Annotated in this window: 19 protein-coding genes and 1 tRNA gene; 8 read left to right on the forward strand and 12 right to left on the reverse strand. The window is 43.8% G+C overall.

The features are described 5' to 3' along the window. Window positions 1-33 precede the first annotated feature (33 nt). Both QE417_RS20545 and QE417_RS20550 read right to left on the reverse strand, forming a co-directional pair. Complete coding sequence (locus QE417_RS20545; protein ID WP_311953125.1) at window positions 34-597, reverse strand: PRC-barrel domain-containing protein; 564 nt, start codon at window positions 595-597, stop codon at window positions 34-36. 112 nt (window positions 598-709) lie between these two features. Continuing rightward, complete coding sequence (locus QE417_RS20550) at window positions 710-871, reverse strand: hypothetical protein (protein ID WP_311953129.1); 162 nt, start codon at window positions 869-871, stop codon at window positions 710-712. Window positions 872-1,187: 316 nt separating this feature from the next. On the opposite strand from QE417_RS20550, the gene QE417_RS20555 reads away from it, so the two are divergent. After that, a complete protein-coding gene (locus QE417_RS20555) occupies window positions 1,188-1,397 on the forward strand; it encodes a hypothetical protein (RefSeq protein ID WP_311953132.1) in 210 nt (69 codons plus the stop codon). A gap of 64 nt (window positions 1,398-1,461) precedes the next feature. After that, the gene (locus QE417_RS20560; RefSeq protein ID WP_311953133.1) at window positions 1,462-2,673 is read left to right on the forward strand and encodes an acyltransferase family protein; all 1,212 of its coding nucleotides are present in this window, start codon (window positions 1,462-1,464) and stop codon (window positions 2,671-2,673) included. A 23-nt stretch (window positions 2,674-2,696) separates the two neighbouring features. Here the strand turns inward: QE417_RS20560 and QE417_RS20565 are convergent, their stop codons facing one another. Then, on the reverse strand, window positions 2,697-3,212 hold the full coding sequence (locus QE417_RS20565) for a hypothetical protein (RefSeq protein WP_311953135.1): 516 nt from the start codon (window positions 3,210-3,212) through the stop codon (window positions 2,697-2,699). A 281-nt stretch (window positions 3,213-3,493) separates the two neighbouring features. Between QE417_RS20565 and QE417_RS20570 the strand changes: the two genes are divergently transcribed. From QE417_RS20570 to QE417_RS20580, 3 genes are read left to right on the forward strand one after another with little or no spacing between them, the layout of a single operon-like run. Then, window positions 3,494-3,898, forward strand: a complete 405-nt coding sequence (locus QE417_RS20570) for an EVE domain-containing protein (protein WP_311953138.1) — start codon at window positions 3,494-3,496, stop codon at window positions 3,896-3,898. A 1-nt stretch (window position 3,899) separates the two neighbouring features. Beyond that, a complete protein-coding gene (locus QE417_RS20575; RefSeq protein ID WP_311953140.1) occupies window positions 3,900-5,042 on the forward strand; it encodes a carbohydrate-binding family 9-like protein in 1,143 nt (380 codons plus the stop codon). Window positions 5,043-5,074: 32 nt separating this feature from the next. After that, on the forward strand, window positions 5,075-6,058 hold the full coding sequence (locus tag QE417_RS20580; protein ID WP_311953142.1) for an aldo/keto reductase: 984 nt from the start codon (window positions 5,075-5,077) through the stop codon (window positions 6,056-6,058). Window positions 6,059-6,229: 171 nt separating this feature from the next. Here QE417_RS20580 and QE417_RS20585 read toward each other — a convergent pair whose 3' ends face one another. From QE417_RS20585 to QE417_RS20605, 5 genes are all read right to left on the reverse strand, one after another. Next, window positions 6,230-6,748, reverse strand: a complete 519-nt coding sequence (locus tag QE417_RS20585) for an O-acetyl-ADP-ribose deacetylase (RefSeq protein WP_311953145.1) — start codon at window positions 6,746-6,748, stop codon at window positions 6,230-6,232. Window positions 6,749-6,780: 32 nt separating this feature from the next. After that, window positions 6,781-7,437, reverse strand: coding sequence for an outer membrane beta-barrel protein (locus QE417_RS20590; protein WP_311953147.1), 657 nt, complete (start codon window positions 7,435-7,437; stop codon window positions 6,781-6,783). Between the two features lie 53 nt (window positions 7,438-7,490). Then, window positions 7,491-8,018: an acyl-CoA thioesterase gene (locus QE417_RS20595; RefSeq protein ID WP_311953150.1), complete on the reverse strand. Its 528-nt coding sequence runs from the start codon at window positions 8,016-8,018 to the stop codon at window positions 7,491-7,493. A 130-nt stretch (window positions 8,019-8,148) separates the two neighbouring features. Next, window positions 8,149-9,387, reverse strand: coding sequence for a type IX secretion system plug protein (locus QE417_RS20600; protein WP_376717535.1), 1,239 nt, complete (start codon window positions 9,385-9,387; stop codon window positions 8,149-8,151). A 116-nt stretch (window positions 9,388-9,503) separates the two neighbouring features. Further along, window positions 9,504-11,423 carry an ABC-F family ATP-binding cassette domain-containing protein gene (locus QE417_RS20605; RefSeq protein WP_311953155.1) on the reverse strand — a complete coding sequence of 640 codons (1,920 nt, stop codon included), beginning with the start codon at window positions 11,421-11,423 and terminating at the stop codon, window positions 9,504-9,506. A gap of 178 nt (window positions 11,424-11,601) precedes the next feature. Between QE417_RS20605 and QE417_RS20610 the strand changes: the two genes are divergently transcribed. Continuing rightward, complete coding sequence (locus tag QE417_RS20610) at window positions 11,602-12,933, forward strand: MutS-related protein (protein WP_311953158.1); 1,332 nt, start codon at window positions 11,602-11,604, stop codon at window positions 12,931-12,933. Between the two features lie 113 nt (window positions 12,934-13,046). Here the strand turns inward: QE417_RS20610 and QE417_RS20615 are convergent, their stop codons facing one another. Continuing rightward, window positions 13,047-13,811 (reverse strand): SGNH/GDSL hydrolase family protein, encoded by a 765-nt coding sequence (locus tag QE417_RS20615; RefSeq protein ID WP_311953160.1) that lies wholly within the window; start codon window positions 13,809-13,811, stop codon window positions 13,047-13,049. A gap of 77 nt (window positions 13,812-13,888) precedes the next feature. On the opposite strand from QE417_RS20615, the gene QE417_RS20620 reads away from it, so the two are divergent. Then, on the forward strand, window positions 13,889-14,932 hold the full coding sequence (locus QE417_RS20620) for a quinone-dependent dihydroorotate dehydrogenase (protein ID WP_311953163.1): 1,044 nt from the start codon (window positions 13,889-13,891) through the stop codon (window positions 14,930-14,932). A gap of 820 nt (window positions 14,933-15,752) precedes the next feature. On the opposite strand, the gene QE417_RS20625 is transcribed toward QE417_RS20620, so the two are convergent. From QE417_RS20625 to QE417_RS20635, 3 genes are all read right to left on the reverse strand, one after another. After that, a complete protein-coding gene (locus tag QE417_RS20625) occupies window positions 15,753-15,923 on the reverse strand; it encodes a spore protein (RefSeq protein ID WP_311953165.1) in 171 nt (56 codons plus the stop codon). 31 nt (window positions 15,924-15,954) lie between these two features. Continuing rightward, window positions 15,955-16,025 (reverse strand) — tRNA-Cys (locus QE417_RS20630). Between the two features lie 117 nt (window positions 16,026-16,142). Next, complete coding sequence (locus QE417_RS20635) at window positions 16,143-16,892, reverse strand: TrmH family RNA methyltransferase (RefSeq protein ID WP_311953168.1); 750 nt, start codon at window positions 16,890-16,892, stop codon at window positions 16,143-16,145. Between QE417_RS20635 and tamL the strand changes: the two genes are divergently transcribed. Beyond that, complete coding sequence (tamL, locus tag QE417_RS20640) at window positions 16,883-19,267, forward strand: translocation and assembly module lipoprotein TamL (RefSeq protein ID WP_311953171.1); 2,385 nt, start codon at window positions 16,883-16,885, stop codon at window positions 19,265-19,267. The genes QE417_RS20635 and tamL overlap by 10 nt on opposite strands. The last annotated feature ends 60 nt before the right edge of the window (window positions 19,268-19,327 follow it).

Genomic DNA, 19,327 nt, shown 5'->3' on the forward strand with positions numbered 1-19,327 from the left:
AGTTTATGACACAGCGTTATACACAACGCCCACCTAAAATATATCCCGGTTGTCTTCAGTATTATCCTCCCGTGTACCTTCTTCAGGTAAAAGCTTGTGCGGATCGCTTTCGGGCTTACGGCGATTGTAGATACGGTTTTGATTAAACTGCTCGTGCTCGTAAAAATCTTCGGTAGGTTGTGCGCCAACAGCACCCATAGCCACACCAGCCGCCCCCATGCTCGAAAACACCGTGCGGATGCGCTGCTCGTGTTCGGCATCAAAAGTTTCCTTTTCGTAGGTTGGCAGGCCAAAAATGTGGCTAACTTCAATTTGAGGTACTACTACGTAATCATCATCTTCATGCAACTCTACCACACCAATAGGGATGAGTATTTTGCGGGCTTCAAGCCTTAAATCGTTGGCATCGGTATCAACCACCATATATCGTACCTGCTGGCTTTTGGGGTTAAAAAGCAGTTCGTGTACATCGCCAATAACTTCGCCACGCTCGTTTTTTACGTCCCATCCCTTAATATCAGGCTGTCCCTCAGCTATCTCAAAATCACTGCCGCTCAGTTCTTGCAGGCGGCTGTTTTCAAATTCGTTTAAGTCCATTGTAGTTGTTTTTTTGACCATAGTCGATAGTCCATAGACCATGGGGAGGGTTTTTTAATAATGGTTTCAGGGCTTACTATGGTCAATGGGCTATCGACCATTGACCACTTCTCTACTTAACTGCAGTACTATCGGCCACCACAGGCTCGTTCAATCCTGCTTCGTTACCGCAGCCGCGCATAAAAAAGAACAGGAAACACAGCGTTATTATCAGTAATATGAGCCACAGCCACCAAGGCGTGCGTCGTTTGGGTTGAACATTTAATTCGGCCATAAGTAGTTTTACAGTTAATTCACTAATAACCAATTTGCCTAAATATGGTTTGCGGAGAGTTACAGAGAGTTCATAGATGGTGGTTCATAGTTCATCGTAGCTGCACATTGCGGTTCTACTAATATCTTTAACCAATGTTTTCTACCATGAACCATTATCCATAAACCATGTTTTAGTATCTTTTTTTAAAAATAATGGCCAAACTTATAAACAGTGCTACATGCAAAAGGTGCTCGTGTTACAATATCATTTCGCAGTAAGGCACTTTGCAAACAAATTTTACCCTTTACGTATTTGGTAACTAAAACCAATTACTATGAAGGCTCTCGGACTTGTATTTATTGTATTAGGTGCTATTATGCTGATATGGACAGGCTTCACGTACACCAAAAAGGAAAAAATTATAGATGCCGGCCCCATACAGGTATCGGCCGATAGAGAGAAGACGGTAAACTGGCCGCCTTATGCCGGTGGGGTGCTACTGGTTGGAGGGATTGCGTTGGTGGCTTTGGCCAAGAAGAGTTAACAGTTAACATTGTAATTAACAGTTAATTTGGTATTTTTAGCATCAAAAGTGTTATCCGCACCTTATGACAAAAATACCGGCCCCTAAACTACACCTGCCTTTTTTAGATGCTTTAAGGGCAATAGCCGCTTTATACGTGTTAATGCACCATGCCATGCTGCATTATAATGTTAATCCTGCGTCGCAAAACGCTGCCGAAAAATCGTTCTATAAATTGTTTTTTTTCGGGCATTATACGGTTAGTTTATTTATTGTTATTTCGGGGTTTTCGTTAATGCTGCCGGTTATTAAGCGTAATTATGAGTTAGGCAGCCCGGTTGAGTTTTACAAACGTCGTATTAAGCGTATCCTTCCACCTTACTACATTGCTTTGGGCATAAGCGTGGTATTGGTTTTGTTTTTTATAGGCGGCCAAACTAAAACCTTTTGGAGCAATTCATTACCCATGACCGTGCCCAATATATTTACTCACGTGTTTTTTGTGAATGATATATTAAAATCGCACACTTATAAAATTAACTATTCTTTATGGTCAATACCGGTAGAATGCCGTATTTACCTGTTTTTTCCTTTGTTATTGTTGGTGCGCCGTAGGTGGGGAGCTTTGCCCACATTAGGTTTGGCTGTATTGGTATCGGTGGTGCTGTTAGGCGTTATGGCCGGTTTAAAACAGTTCTATCATGATGTTAATTTAACTACGCCGGGCGTAAATCCTTACATCATATTATTTACCCTTGGCATGCTGGCAGCCGATATTTCATTTGGAACAGATGAGCGCTATCAAAAGCTTAAACAAGTGCGCTGGGGCTTGCTCATTGTGGCTTGTACAGTAGTATTTGTTGTTTTTAAAGCCTTTGCCCGCTACATTCATCTTAACGAAGTTGCTGAAACCGAAATTGCCGATGTATTATTTGGCGCTCTCAGCTTTTGTATATTAACATCCTGTTCGCTTAAAAATTTTAAAGGCGGCTTAGCACGCGTGCTTTACCGGTTTTTGGAATGGAAACCGTTGGTGTTTATCGGCACATTTTCATACAGTATTTACCTTATACATGCGCCATTGCTTCAATTGCTATCGGTATACGTTATCCGCTACTTACACCTTAAACGGTCTGCATCGGGCCTGGTGCTCATGCTGGCCGGTACCAGCGTTATTGTGATCATCGCTTATGGATTTTTCCGTTTGTTTGAAAAACCGTTTATGAATAGCAAGAAAAAAGTTACTGAAACATTAGCTGTGCCCCTTGGCAATGAAGAAGCAGTGGCAAAAGTTTAATTTGATAGCAGTAACGCCTTCGCCTAACGTGGCTTGGCAATGAGTGGTTGTTTATTTAACAGCACAGTATCCTTATGCAGTTCGGCATAAATAGCATTACTTCGACCTATGATTTTATCGCCGGGCAGCCCCACAGTAATACTATCGGGCGGGAACTTATAAGTTGTAGTGCGCGAACCGGCCCATCCGTCAATAGTGCTTAAGCCGGGCATAAAATCGGCCTCAGTACCTGTAAATGTAGCTTTTCCGCTTTTAATTTTCGACCATGCATAGTTACGGTACGCAATAATGTTACGTTGCACATGGCTCACAAATTCATGGTAATCCAAATTGAGCTTATTGAGTTTACAGTAATCTTTCCAAAGTTGTACCGATTTTTCGCGCGGAGGCCTGTCAAGCTCGGGCGAACCTTTGTAATTTTTACTGGCTAAATAATCAACAAAGCCATTCCATACCATCCGTTCGTTACGGGTTATAACCTGTGCATTTGCCACGCAGGTGGTGGCAAGCAAAACAATAAGCAGTAAGCTGTTTTTCATGGTAGATCGGTCAGTTAGGTTTGATGTAGGTACGCTATCTTAAAACCCAGGATAGAGAGCGGATAACACATTCAAATGTCTTACAAACTGCTTATTAATAAACGAGTGGAATTACCCGAATTAAAATTCAGGTATTACTACGTGTACTCTTTTTGGTTGTGCGAACAATGAATGGGGATGGATTACTTCATCCAAGAGAAATAGAACATGGCCAAATTTTAAATTGTCGCTGCATTTTGGCAACTTTACAGCGTTTCTGATACTTTAAAACAACACTTACTATGAACTACTGGCTCGTCAAATCCGAACCCTTTAAATACTCCTGGGAAAAATTCAACCAGGATAAACGCACCTTTTGGGATGGCGTACGTAACTACCAGGCTCGTAATAATTTACGGGAGATGAAAGAGGGCGATTTGGTGCTGTTTTACCATAGTAATGAGGGTAAAGAGGTGGTTGGTATTGCTAAAGTAGTTAAAGAAGCTTATCAGGACCCTACCACCGATGATACGAACTGGGTGGTGGTTGACCTGTCGCCCGTGGAAACACTTAAAAAGCCGGTTACGCTCGAAACCATTAAGGCTGATGAAAGGCTGAAAGATATATCGCTGGTGCGCCAGGGCCGCCTGTCGGTTATGGGATTAAAAGCGGCCGAGTTTGACCGCATTATTGAATTAGGTAGTTAATATGATGATGCCGAAAATGCCGTTTTTTAAATTGCGTTTCGGTTTGCTGGTAGCCGTATTAATGTTAATGGCGGGTACAGGTAAAGTGCTTGCACAATCGGCATTTAGGGAGTATCCGCAACTGTTTACCACACCCTTAACTTATGTGGTTGGCTATACGCAAAAGCCCGTAAAGCTTGACGGCGACCTGAACGACGATGCATGGCAACAAGCGGCCTGGACCAGCAACTTTCAGGATATAGAAGGCACTATAAAACCCACGCCTAAGTACCAAACCCGCGTTAAAATGCTGTGGAATGATAGCTGCCTGTATATTGCCGCCGAGTTAAAGGAACCGCACGTTTGGGCTACGCTCAAAAAACACGACGATATTATTTTTAATGACAACGACTTCGAAGTATTCATAGACCCACAAAACAACACCCACCAGTATTACGAATTTGAGGTTAATGCGCTCAATACCCTGTTCGATTTATTTTTGAACAAGCCATACCGCAACCTGGGCAATGCCATGATCAATTGGAACGCCGAAGGCTTCCGCTCGGCAGTTAAAGTGCAGGGGACTTTGAACAACCCGGCTGATACCGACGAAGGGTGGACAGTAGAAATAGCCATTCCGTTTAAAGCCTTAAACCTGAACAAACTGCCGCAAGCCCCAGCCGAGAACACCACCTGGCGTATCAATTTTTCGCGGGTGGAGTGGGACCATCAGGTTGTGGATGGCAAATATGTTAGGGCTACCGATAAAACAGGTAAACGCCTGCCTGAGCACAACTGGGTATGGTCGGCGCAAGGTGTGGTAAACATGCATTACCCCGAACGCTGGGGATATTTACAGTTTACTAAGCAAGTTGCAACTGCCCAATTACCGGCAAGCAACAGCATCTCCTATACCGAATTGCAAAAACAATATTTATGGCTCATTTATTATAAACAAAAGGCCTATCATTCGCGCTATCATCATTATGCAGTTGATTTAAAACAGCTTGATATGGCTCCTGAAGTTAAGGTTAAAGGGCAACCGAACAATTTATGGCTTGAGGCAACCGGCAGGCTGTTTTTAGCAAGAATTACTAATAAGGGAGAGCAACAAGGCTGGGCCATTAACCACGACGGGCTAATTCATTGGATAAGCAAGCCATAACTACTATTAACCAAATATACATCTACATTAACATGAATTACAGAGAATTTAAAGACGTACAAATAGCCGAGGTTGGCTTAGGCACCTGGCAACTGGGCAGCGCCGATTGGGGTGTTGTTGATAATAGCGAGGCGCTTAACATATTAAAAGCTTATACCGATGCCGGGGGCAATTTTATTGACACGGCCGATGTGTACGGTATGGGTGTAAGCGAAACCGTGATAGGTGAATTTTTAAGATCAGTTGATAAAGATATTTACGTAGCCACTAAACTGGGCCGTAGGGGTGATGAGGGCAACGGCTGGCCGCAAAACTTTACCTATGATGCGATGAAGCGCCACACCGAGGAATCATTGCAGCACTTGGGCTTATCGCAGCTGTTTTTGCAGCAATTGCATTGCATCCCTACCGAAGAAATGCGCTCGGGAAAAGTATTTGATAACCTGCGTAAACTGCAGCAGGAGGGACTGATACAATATTTTGGTGCCAGTGTTGAAACTTCGGAAGAAGCATTGATATGTTTAGAGCAGGAAGGCCTGGCATCGCTGCAAATTATTTTTAACCTGTTTAGGCAGCATGTGGCTGATGAGGTATTTGCCAAGGCAAAAGAAAAAGGCGTAGCCCTGATAGTACGTGTACCTTTAGCCAGCGGATTATTGAGCGGTAAATTTAACGCCGATACACAGTTTGAGCCTAAGGATCACCGTAATTTTAATGCCAATGGTGATGCCTTTAACGCAGGCGAAACCTTCTCGGGTATCGACTTTAAACAGGGCGTAAAACTGGCCGAAGAAATGAAAACCATGCTCCCCGACGACCGCATGGCACAATGGGCTATCCGCTGGATATTGGATCATCCAGAGGTAACTACGGTTATTCCCGGCGCTTCAAAAATTAGCCAGGTAAATAATAATGTGGAAGCTTCGACGCTAAAAACTCTTTCAGCAGATGTTCATCAGCAGCTAAGGAAACTATACGATGAGGAGATTAAGGGGTTGATAAGGGGTCATTATTAAAATAAACATGATGCCGTCATTGCGAGACAGCATGGGCTGGAGCAGGGGAGTCGAAGCAATCTGGAAGTCAGAAGCACATACCTGGGTTACTGCACAACACCTCGGGATTGCCACGTCGCCCCAACGCATTTCCCCTGCCGCTCCTCGCAATTGACACTTGGGTTATTGGTTTTATTTCAACAGTCTCTCATACAACCCATAATTCTCCTCATCAAAGCATACAAAAGTTACTTCATCAATATCGTTGTGCTCTGCCAGGTATTTTTGAACAGCCCCTACAGCAACCTCTGCAGCTTCAGGCTTGGGGTAGCCATAAATACCTGTGCTAATGTTAGGGAAAGCTATGCTTTTAATGCCATTGGCCGAAGCCAGTTTAAGGCTGTTGGTGTAGCAGTTGGCCAGTAATACAGCCGTGTTTTTGCGACCGCCGTTATAAACCGGTCCAACCGTATGTATCACATATTTTGCCGGGAGTTTGCCGCCGGTGGTTATCACGGCTTCGCCGGTAGCACAACCGCCTTGTTTGTTACGTATGGCTATGCATTCGTCTAATATTTGCTTTCCGCCTGCACGGTGTATGGCACCATCAACACCGCCGCCGCCCAGCAGACTGCTGTTTGCAGCGTTTACAATGGCATCAACAGGTATCTTGGTAATGTCGCCTTTAAGAAGTTTTATGCGGTTGTTCATGCTTAAAACAACGCCTGGATAAGTAAATTGGTTTACAAATTTAACCCGATAATAATTGATAGGTCAAACCCCGAGGCTTGTGCCGGGTTCATATCACGTTGTACATATTGGTTGCCCGACGGTTTAAATTCAATGTGGCGGTAGCGTATGCCGGGTTCTACGGTAACTTTACGGTCGGCATAAGCCATGTACGATGCTTCGATGTTGAAGCCCCGGGCCATTTGGTATTTGATGGAGGGCAGCTTTTCATTATTTTCTTTAAAGCCAGCCCAGCCGGGTATGCTGAAGTTTAAACCTCCACCTACACGTACAAGGCTTGAAGAATTTGGAATGATAGGAAATTTATAATTCAAACCTGCATTGAAGGTTACCCGACTAAAGGTAAAATAACTTTCATTGTCCCAGTAATCATCACGGTCGGTCATTTTGATAGCCAGGTTTTGTTGAAAGCCAATAGTGGCATATGGCTCAAGATGCGTGGTAGGCATCAGTCTTATACCGGCTTCTAAACCCATGCCTCCACCGGGGCTGTAAGGAATTATCTCATCGCCATAATAAAGGTTATTGTATTGAATGCCCACGCCAAGGTTATAGCGGGCAATAAATTGTACCGGCGTTTGCGCTTTAACAGCAGATACCGAAAACATAAGCAGAACTAATGCTGCGATAAGGAATTGTAAAGGTTTCATGTGTGATAAGACAAGAGCGTGAGGCCGAGGTTTAACGGCTGCCTATCTAAAATTTACCCCTCGTGCTTGGCTGCCATAAACAGGGCTTTAAGTTCGGTTGCATCACTGGGTTCCATACGACCGCTTAATATGAGGCGCAACTGCCTGCGGCGTAATGCACCATTGTACATTACTATGTCGTCCTCGGTTTCGGGGATAATTTCGGGCACGGCAACGGGTTTTCCTGCATCATCTAAAGCTACAAAGGTGTAATAAGCTTCATTACTTTTTGCTTTGGTACCTGATGGTATATTTTGCGCCCAAACATCCAAACGTACCTCCATCGATTTGTTGAACGCCCTTGTTACACGTGCCTCAATGGTTACGGCATCGCCCAAACTAATACCTTTTTGAAAAGATACGTTATCAACCGAAGCTGTTACCACCAACCTGTTACTATGCTTTTGCGCGCTCAGGGCCGCAGCAATATCCATCCAGTACAGCAAGCGCCCACCCATCAGGTTGTGCATCATATTGGTATCATTGGGTAATACCAGTTCATTCATTATCACTAAAGAGTCCTTTGGGTTTTTGGCTTGCATAGTTTGGCAAAGATAGTGTTTGAGCTGCGAGAATATAGAGTACAGAATCAAGAATACAGATTTTTAAATTAGTTATTCAGCACGGCTGATATGTTTTCAAGTCTTGATTCCTGATTCTGTACTCTTGACTCTATTTCGAACTCACCAGCTTATATCCCACCAACTCTTCCCACCTTGAGCCGGGCGGGCGGTAGTAAACCAGCATTTGGTATTCGTTCTCGGTTTCAAAATAGCTGCCTTCAATTGGAGTGCTATCAGGTTTGTTGGTTGCTGGGTTTTGCACGACGTATAAATAGTCGTATACACCCTGTTTAAGTTTAACTACACCGTTAAAACGATTACGCAGTACGTCATACTCAAGCTTATTAAAGTCGTTTATTTCGTAGTTGTTAAACTTGCCGGTTATATATACGTTGCCATTAAACAAGCCTTTCGGTGGCAATAAACTAAAGTACACATTGGCATAATCACCATCGGTGCGGGCATCGCGGCCATCCTGATTGATGATGAAAAAGTTGCCATCGTTGTCATATTCCAGCAGGTAGGCGTTGCGGTTACGGCTTTCATCGTTCAATAGCAAAACGGTATTAGCCGAGTCTTTAAATATGCGTGTAATACGTTCGGAATTTAGCTTGAGTGTACGCATATCAAAGTGCCTGAACTCGTTACCACCGGCAAAATCATTGCTGTTAAAGTCGTTATAAATAAGCTGACCGTTGCGCACAAAGGTAGGGCGGGTGTTGAGTTGCGCTGTTTCGGGGCGACCGTTTTGCATTACCAGTACCTTGATGTCGTTGTAAGGGTTTTGCACGTTCAATCCGCCGTAATTAACCTGAAAATTAAGCTTTTGATTGTTTGCCCGTGCCTGTACATTATTTGATGGCACGAGTTCGGCCGCTAAACTCACCGCAGTGCCGGTCACATAAATGCGGCGGGTAATAATCAAATGACTTTGGTCGCTGTCTTCATAAACCTTTAACAGGTAATTACCCGCCAGTTTTGGGGCGATGTTTTGATTAGGAAGCTTTACCTCATAGTGGATATACTTTTGCATGGTACCGCTCGAGTAGCTGTAATCCATAATGCGGTCTTCCATAAATCCCTGCAGGTACTCGGCAGGCGATAGACGTGAGGTATTCCACTGGGCATCGCAATGCTCAAGGGTGTAGTAATAGTTGCGGCTGCGGCCTTCTAAATCATCAAAAGCAAGTAGGAGTTGTTCGTTGCTACGTAGCGCAATTACCGGGAATGAACCCTGTTTGACTGTGTTGTAGCACTCCACGCTTTTTATGCTGGCGCGATAAGTATGATCGGTATATTGTATTTTTTGCTGCGCGAAGGATGGGAAGGTGAAAAGCGACAATAGCACCACGCAAAAAAGAACTTTGTCATTGCGAGCGATAGCGTGGCAATCCCCTCGTTGATTATAAACGCGACGGGATTGCCACGTCGCTATCGCTCCTCGCAATGACATATAGTGTTTTATTATGCCTCCAGCTCCATGATCTGCTCGGCCAAAGTTTCCCAATGCTGCTGTAGTTGCTGTAAAGCGGTTTGTTTTTGCTGGTAAGAAGCGTTGGTTTCTTTTAGTTTGGCGGCGTTATTAAAAACTTCCTCGTCGGCCAGTTTATTTTCCAGTTGCTTAACTTCTTTTTCAAGATCGGCAATTTGTTGTTCCATTTTGCCCAAATCCTGGTTCAGTTTTTTAAGCTGCTTGTTTTTATCTTCGGATGGCTGCTGTTTAACCGGCTCTTTCTTTTCCTCCTTTACAGGTTTTGGGGCAGGGGCGGCAGCTTTAGGCTCTAACTTACGTTTGGAGTTCCATTCCTCGTATTCCTGGTAGGTGCCCGGGTATTCTTTAATTTGATGGTTTTCAATAAACCATATTTTGTTAGCAATATTATCAAGGAAATAACGGTCGTGTGATACGGCAATTACCGTACCCTCGTACTGCTGTATGGCCTGTATCAAAATATTAACCGACTGCATGTCCAAGTGGTTGGTAGGCTCATCCAGTACCAAAAAGTTGGCATCAGCGGTAAGCGCCTTGGCCAACGCCACACGCGATTTTTCACCACCCGAAAGCACTTTGATCTTCTTGAACACATCATCGCCCGTAAACAAAAACGAACCTAATATGGAGCGCAACTCCGTATCGGTATGTTTGGGGGCGAATGATTGCAGCTCGGCCAGTATCTCATTATCCAGGTGTAATGATTCCAGTTGGTGCTGGGCAAAAAACGTTTGCGAAACATTATGACCGGTTGTGCTGGTACCGGTATATTCTTTATCGGCACCGGCAATAATGCGCAACAAGGTTGATTTACCTTTACCGTTGGCACCAATGAGGGCAATTTTGTCGCCCTTTTCAATTACCGCACCAGTATTTTCTAAAATATTAAGGTTAGGGTAGCTCTTGCTTACATTCTCCAATACCACCACATGGCGGCCCGAAGGCTTGCTGAACTTAAAGTTAAAGTTAACCGATGGGTTATCATCATCCACATCATCTACCCGCTCCATTTTATCGAGCATTTTAATGCGCGATTGTGCCATTTTAGCTTTAGATGCCTTGGCCCGGAAACGCTCGATCAGTTTTTCTTCCTGCTTAATTTTGGCTTGCTGGTTTTTAAACTCGCCACGCTGAATTTCTTCGCGCATGCCCTTTTCTTCCAGGTAAAAGGTGTAATTGCCCGCGTAAACGGTTAGCTTACCTTTGCGGCTTTCAACCGTGCGGTTAATTACTTTATCGAGGAACCATCTATCGTGCGATACGATAACGATAGCGCCTTCAAAGCTGCGGAGGTAATCTTCCAGCCACACAATTGAGGGTAAGTCCAGGTGGTTGGTAGGCTCATCCAGCAGCAAAATATCGGGGGCTTGTAAAAGTATTTTGGCCAGCATTACCCGCATACGCCATCCACCCGAAAAGGTGGCCAGCTTGCGGTCCTGGTCGGCTTCGGCAAAACCTAAACCGGCTAAAATTTCGTGGGCCTTGTATTCTATATTATAACCGTCTAAGGCTTCAAACTCCACTTGCTTGTCGCTTAGCTTGTTCAACAGATCTTCGCTGTAATCGGTTTCCAGTTTTTTTAGCAGGGTCTCAATTTCCGTATGCAGCTGGTTTTGGCGTTCAAAAGCCTCCATGGCTACATGCAAAATCGATTTGTCGGATGAGTACGATAACAAGTCTTGGTTGAGATAGCCAATGGTTAAATCTTTAGCCATTGATATAGAGCCCGAAGTAGGCTTATAGTCGCCCACAATAATTTTAAGCAAAGTGGTTTTGCCGGTACCATTGGCCCCAATCAGGCCAATTTTTTCTCCGGGTTTAATATGCCAGTTGGCTTCATCATACAGGGCACGGGCACCAATCTCGAACGTAAGGTTATTTATCGCAATCATTATTAAGGCAAAGATACCTTTTTAAGGCGAAAGGGTAAAGGCGAAAAGGTTATGCAATTATCAGGCTAAACCCCTATGCCGAAATATATTACTAACTACTTCGCTAAATTTAACGGGTATAATACTGTGGCATATTGCACGTTTATACATCATTTAAACAGCCAGTTATCACAAGCACATGAGCAACGTAAATTTTCAAACCGATAAGCAAACCCTTACCGATTTATCTGTTTTTGATGTTTCGGGGCAAAAATCAATAACCGGATTGTTTACTCCCGTTACGTTTGGCGGCGGTGCGCTACTGGCTCGGATGATAAAGAGGCCGCTTAATGACCCGCAAATAATCAGGGAACGGCTAACGGCCATTGAAACTTTGCAGCGAAGCAGTGAAAAATTAAAGCTGAACAAGCAGGACGTTGATTTTATTGAATACTATTTAGCCAGTGGTTATGCACCCAAAAAGTTCTCATTGGTTAAAGCTTTGGCAACTGCTGTAAAATACCGATGGTCAAATTCGGGCAGCTATTACATTACTGCACGTGGAACCACTTTATTGGTAAAGCTACTAAACGCCGTTTACCAATACCTGCAGGTTTTTATAGAATCGGGTTCAATGCTCATTGCACGGTATTATGAAAATTATAATGCTGTATTTGATAAACCCGGTTTTGAATTGATTGGAAAGCTAAACGGCAAAGAGCGCTTATCTGCACTGAAAATTGAGCGTTGCAATCACCTTTTTAGGGGGAGTTTAAAAAATGAGGTAAGGCAGCTAATTGATATTGTTTATGAACTGGATGCATTTAACGCGGTAGCCGGTAAGGCAGCACAACTTAATTTTTGTTATCCGGTAATAGTCGAAGAAACGGATTTGCGGCTTGAGTTTAGCGGTGTTTTTCATCCGCTTGTAGCCAATGCCGTAGGTAGTGATATTAGCTTTAGCGTTAATGCAAATTTGTGTTTTGTAACGGGCGCAAATATGGCCGGAAAGTCAACTTTACTAAAATCAATAGGTATTGCTGTTCTATTGGCACATGTGGGTTTCCCGGTACCGGCATTGGGTATGACAACTACTCTATTCAGTGGCTTGTTTACCACCATTAACCTTTCAGATAACATTAACGCCGGTTATAGCCACTATTATGCCGAAGTGCGGCGGGTGAAGGAAATTGCCGTTAAAATTGGAGAATTGAAAAAAGTGGTGGTAATTTTTGACGAGCTTTTTAGAGGAACCAATGTTAAGGATGCTCTCGAAGCATCTGTACAAATAATTAAAGCACTTGCTCCAATTAAAAATTGCGTATTCATCATATCTACCCACATTATTGAAGCCGCCGCGAGCATTGATAGTATTGAAAATGTATTTTTTAAATGCATGCGAACTTCTACTGCAAGCCAGGAATTTACTTATAGCTACAAATTAGAGAATGGTGTTTGTACCGAAAGAGTGGGTTTAAAAATAATTGAAGACGAGGGAATAGTTGCTTTATTAAAAGCAAATGCAGAATAAGGAATGCAGAATCAAGGATACAGAGTGTAGTTATAGCAATGTAAAAATGCTCAGAGAGTCAGCAACCAAGAGCCAGCTCTTGGTTGCTGACTCTTGTCTCTTGATTCTATATCTTACTTTACTGTCTTCAACCAAGCCTTAGCCATCAACGCGGCACCGGCTACGGTTGGGTGTACGCCATCGGCGGTCCAATAGCTACCCGGAGCCGATTTTAGCGCTTCATCAAATACCGATTGGTAGGGGATGAACATCGCGTCGTATTCATTTGCAATTTCTTTGGCAACGGCACGGTACTCGTTAAATTTAGGATACCATTTATCGGTTACAGCTTTTACGCCTAAAACCGCAAATGGCTCACCTATAATGAGTTTTACATCGGGCAGGGCTTGTTTGGTGCTATCTAACAGTTTTTTATAATCGGTATGGTAGGTTTCGATAGTGCCGGTGTAGCCGTTGGTAAGCGTGTGCCAAAAATCGTTTACGCCTATCATAATGCTCAGCACGTTGGGTTTAATTTGCAGGCAGTCGGCGTCCCAACGTTCGGCCAGTTGGTATACTTTGTTTCCGCTAATGCCGCGGTCCCATATCTGCAGGTTTTTACCCGGATTGTTCAGCAGTAGATCGGCGGCGGCCAAATTAGCGTAGCCGTTGCCAAACATGCCGGCTGTGTTAGGACTGGTGGTGGTGCGGTTGCGTCCGGCATCGGTTATACTATCGCCCTGAAATAGGATAATATCGTTTGCATTTAAGGATACCTTCTTGGCGGCTTTGCTATCTGTTTTTACAGCTGCCGATACAATATCAGGAATAGATATGCTGGCTACAGCGGCCAGCGTAGAGCCGGTAATAAATTTGCGGCGGTTAAATTGGTTACTCATTGGTTTGCTATGAGCAGCCTAAAGTAGAATGTTTAAATCATATCTGCAAACTCCGAGTAAACGTCTAAATTTGTGCCATGTATCAACTGCTCAAACCCTTACTATTTAAGTTCGACCCCGAAAACGTACATTACTTTGTAACCCGCAATTTAAAGCGGGTAAACCGCTTTCCGGGTGGTGCAGCACTCAGTCGGGCGGTATGGGCAGTAAATGATAAAAAGCTGGAACGTACTGTTTTTGGCCTCACTTTTAAAAACCCTGTTGGCCTGGCCGCCGGTTTTGATAAAAACGGCGATACCATTGCAGAAATGGCCAATTTGGGTTTTGGTTTTATTGAAGTGGGTACCGTAACTCCTTTACCACAGCCGGGTAATGATAAGCCCCGCATGTTCAGGCTGCCGCCCGATGGTGCATTGATTAACCGTATGGGCTTTAACAACCTCGGGGTTGATGTATTGGCCTCGCGAATTGCTACATACCGTAAAACTGCCGAAGCTGCTAAAAATCCGGTAATTATAGGCGGTAACATAGGCAAAAACAAGGTTACGCCTAACGAGGATGCGGTGCTTGATTATATCAAATGTTTCGACCGTTTGTTTGATGTGGTTGATTACTTTGTGGTGAACGTAAGCTCGCCCAATACGCCCGGCCTGCGTGCCCTGCAAGAAAAGGAGCCGCTCATGCACATCCTCAATACCCTGCAGCAACGTAATAATAAAAATGGCATCAGCAGACCAATCCTCCTCAAAATAGCGCCCGATTTAACCGACGACCAACTGAACGACATTGTAGAAATTGTACAGGAAACTAAAATTGCAGGCGTAATAGCCACCAACACCACCATCAGCCGCGAAGGACTGGCATCCAACCCTAAAATAGTTGCCGAAACAGGCGGATTAAGCGGTAAGCCCTTAACCCAGCGTTCAACCGAAGTTATACGTTATCTGTCGCAAAAATCTGGGGGCTCGTTTCCTATTATTGGGGTAGGCGGTATTCATTCCGAAGAAGATGCCGTTGAAAAACTGGAAGCAGGTGCATCACTGGTGCAGTTGTATACCGGGTTTATTTATGAGGGGCCGGGGTTGATAGGGAGAATCAATAAGCGGTTGTTAGGGAAGTAGCTTTTATCATATAGTCATTTCTCATCTTCTGGCGCAAGTATGTAGGGCGGGGTAAGGGCTCGGCTACTTGTGCCTTCGTTAGCTTGTCGCTTCGGTACCGCTCATTGCCGCGGGGGCTACTACTTTGGCATAGCCCCAAAGTATCCGCCTCAGGCGGACTATTCATCGCAATCCCTTCCACCCCGCAGGCAGCTCCCGGCCGGGTGCGCTGAATGCCCCGCGCTCTTTTTTTGCCTTGAAAGTTTTTTTTCTTCTCGGAGCACAGACCTGACGTAACCTATCATACCGGCATCAGCCTGTTTACAACGTTTGGTGCTTTTATTTTGGCCTGTAGTTGCCGAACAGGCTGATGCCGGTATGATTAGATTTTGTTGAGACAGTGCTTTTGCCTGGCTGTATAGCATCTCAATTCTGGAAATTCTAATTCAGACAAAAGCACTGACCTAACAATCCCTTTCTTTCGCGGCATCAGTGTTTTGCGGGTAGCACAAGCCCGGGTTAAAACACAGCACTAACGTAGCAAATAAACGTAGCCGCAAGTTTTCTTTTTGGTACTTTTTCTTTTGTACAAAAGAAAAAGTACATCCACAGGCGTGGGTGCAACCACTTTACCTGTCATAACAGGGCACTGCAAGGAGTAAAAGCACAAACAAACTAATCGCTTCGATAAGATTTCTCTCTATCGTTCGAAATGACAACGGGGAAATGAATACGCAGATATTACTTCGTTCCTCGCAATGATGTGGCTGGTAGTAAACAAAAAAATCCCGCCGGAGTTAACCAACAGGATTTTCTGGATTTTTAATTTAAGAACCGCTAATTACTTAGCAAGCTGAGCTAAAACAGCATTGTTTTTAGCAATCTGGCTTTTAGCTGATTCTTTTGAACGGCTTCCTGGTTCAAGGTTGGTAGCCAATTTTAAAAATTGTACTTCTAAACGAGATACAGTTTTATTTCTTCTGTCTTTTCTTTTTAAACGTGTTACGCCCATGGTGCTTTATCTTTTACGGTTAACCCTTTAGAGGTCGAGAGCGGATTCGAACCGCTGTACGAGGTTTTGCAGACCTCTGCCTAGCCACTCGGCCACCCGACCATTTTTAATGGAGCGCAAAAATAATCATTTATTGTTTACCGGCAATGTTTATTTCAAACTTTTTATAGTGGGTAGCCTGTAAGTTTTCCACAATGGCTATAATTGCAACTGCGTCAGTTATTTTAAACTTGCCCTGCTTATTTCCGAACAGAATAACGCCGTAGCAATGGCCACGTTTAACGATTCGGCTTTGCCAGCGCGCGGAATAGTTACCGATTTTGTGATTAGCTCTTGTATTTCAGTGCGTAAGCCATTACCCTCGTTGCCCATAGCTATCAAGCCTTCTGTGCCAAAATTGGTATTGTAAATATTTTCGCCATCAAGCATCGCCCCAAAAAGAGGGAGGTTTAGCTGGGGAAGAAGTTTGGCCAAATTGGTATAATGCAGGTTTACCCGTGCCAGCGAACCCATGGTAGCCTGTACTACTTTGGGGTTATAAGCATCTACAGTATCTTCTGAGCAAATGATATTTTTGATGCCAAACCAGTCGGCCGTGCGTATAATGGTGCCCAGGTTGCCGGGGTCTTGCACGCCATCAAGCACCAGGGTAAAGCGGTTGAGCAGGTCATGGCGTGTTAATTGGGGCCACTGGGGCAGGTGTATTACGGCCAAAACCTCTTGCGGGGTGGTAAGGCTGCTCATTTTTTGTAAATCGGCCGCCGAAATCTCCTCAGAATTGGTTTTGTTTAGTAGTTTGTGCATTTTTGCACTTACAGCTGGCGTGTGGTACAAGGTGTGTATGCGGTAGCCCGAAGTAATAAATTCGGCAACTGATTTAAAACCTTCGGCCACAAAAAGCCGTTGTTCTTTACGAAACTTTTTTTGTTGTAACGATTTTATTAAACTGATCTGCGATTTTGAAACCATTCTACCCGGAAACTAAGCTATACGGCCTTGCAATATTAAGTATTCTTTTAGTTTTTATGGTGGGCGGTTGCAGTTTAACCCGCGGATTAAAAGATAAGCAATACCTCATACGCAAAATTAAGGTCGACAGTGTGGACAAGGAGTTCTCAGACATGTCGTTACTCTACGTTGACCGCCTGCAGCAGCCCAACAGCTGGTTTAACCTTCAATTATATTATACCTTCAACAAAAAGGGCAATAAAGATATTGGCGAGCCACCTTCAATTTTAGATAGCACCCTTATTGAGTTTTCGCGTCTGCAAATTGAGAAGTTTTTGCGTAACAAGGGCTACCTTAAAGCCGCAGTAAGCACTAAAATTGATACACAAAAAAAGAAGGCGTTTATTACGTTTACAGCTAAACAAGGGCCGCTTTTTAGGATACGGAACATTCAGGATAGTATAGCCGACCCTAATGTGCAGGTATTGTACCGCATAAACCGCCGCAGGTTTTCGCACGTGCAGCCCGGCGGGCGTTTTGACACCGATAGTTTGGCGTATGACCGTGATGCTTTTTACCAGGTAATGAAGCAAAATGGCTATTTTGATTTTTACCGCCAATACATGAATTTTAATTACGACTCCACTTTTAACAGTGGTGTGGTTGATATTAAAGTGATGATCGATAATCCGATTGGAAAAAAGGCTCATCCCGTTTACAAAATAAATAATACGCTCATTACCATATCAACCAGTGGCGGGCGTACCACAGGCAATGCCGATACGCTTCGGGTAGATTCGCAGTTTACCTTTGTTGATTACTCCAAACGCTTTAAGCCCGATGCCGTAACCCGGTACGTGTTTCAGCACAAGGGAGATATTTATAATATAGACCAGCAAACACTTACCACCTCGAGGCTTTCGGAATTGAATGTGTTTAGGAATGTGCCCAACCCGGTTTATACCAAGGTACCCGATAGCACTAACAAAGCATTAAACAGTCGTATCGATATTATTCCGCTCAAACGCATGAGCGATAGGGTTGAGGCCGAGTACCTGCACTCGGGGCCTGCTTTCTTTGATTTTTGGTCAGGGTCGGGCTATGGGTTTAACATTGGTAATACCTTTAGTAACCGCAACGTATTTAAGCGGGCCGAAATTTTACAGTTAAAGTTTAATTACAGCGTACTGTTCGGGGGTAATCAAAATATTAATTCGAGTGCCATACAAAACCAGGATTTTAAGGTGGGCGCCAACCTGATCTATCCGCGCATTATATCGCCGTTTAACCTGCCTACATTGGGTAAATACGGTGTACCGCATACTACGTTTGCTTCAAGTTTTCAGTTGTTTTATCAAAACGGCCTGGTTAAGCGCCGCAGCTTCATTAACTCGCTTACTTATGATTGGATGGAAACCAGTCGTAAACAGCACTCGTTAACGCCAATCAGCATCGAGTTTTCTAATGGTACCATTGATCCCATTGCCCGCGATACCTTATTAAGTCAAAACCGGTACTCCTATGTGTATTTAATTGGGCGTACCGTATTTACAGCCAGTACACAGTACACTTACCAGTTAAATTTTAACAAACTTAATACGCTGTCTGATTTTGTTTACTTCCGTGGCTCAATTGATTTGGGGGGCAATACCTTGTCGCTTATAAGCAAGGCACTCAATACCAGCCGCGATACACTGGGCCAGCGTAAGTTGTTTGGCTATACTTTTGCCCAATATGCCAAGGCCGACATTGATTTACGCTTTTATCGTAATTTGGGAGGTAACGAGCGCCAGTTTATTTTCAGGATAAACCCGGGCATTGGCTTACCTTTTGGCAACAGCGAACAGTTGATATTTGAGAAAAACTTTTATGCAGGCGGGGCTAATGATATAAGGGCCTGGCTGCCGCGTACTTTAGGGCCGGGCAAATTTAACCGGGCCAGCTACACCGATAATAATATACGCGACAGGCTCAAATACCTTGATCAGTTTGGCGAGATAAAAATTATAGGCAACCTGGAATACCGTTACAAAATAGCTAATGACTTTTTTGGATCGAAACTTAAAGGAGCTACTTTTATTGATTTTGGTAACGTTTGGCGTTTGCACGAAACTGTCGAAAACCCCGGCGGGCAGTTTAAATTTAACAATTTATTCAACTCTACTGCAGTAGGTGTAGGTGCCGGATTACGATTTGACCTTACCTTCTTTGTATTCAGGCTCGATGCCGCTTTTAAATTTAAAGATCCTCAGTTTGATGGAGCCGATCAGTATGTGCTCATCAAGCACTTTAGTAATTTGTTTAGACAAGGCGATTTTAAGAAAACCTATAAAGTAACCAATAACGAAGATTACCGCTTTATGCAGCTTAATTTTGGTATAGGACTCCCTTTTTAATTTAAGCGGTAGTTGATCTTCTTATGCATAATTAATAACTTATTTTGTAAATATTCGTAA

The organism is Mucilaginibacter terrae (assembly GCF_031951985.1).
Taxonomy (GTDB): domain Bacteria; phylum Bacteroidota; class Bacteroidia; order Sphingobacteriales; family Sphingobacteriaceae; genus Mucilaginibacter; species Mucilaginibacter terrae_A.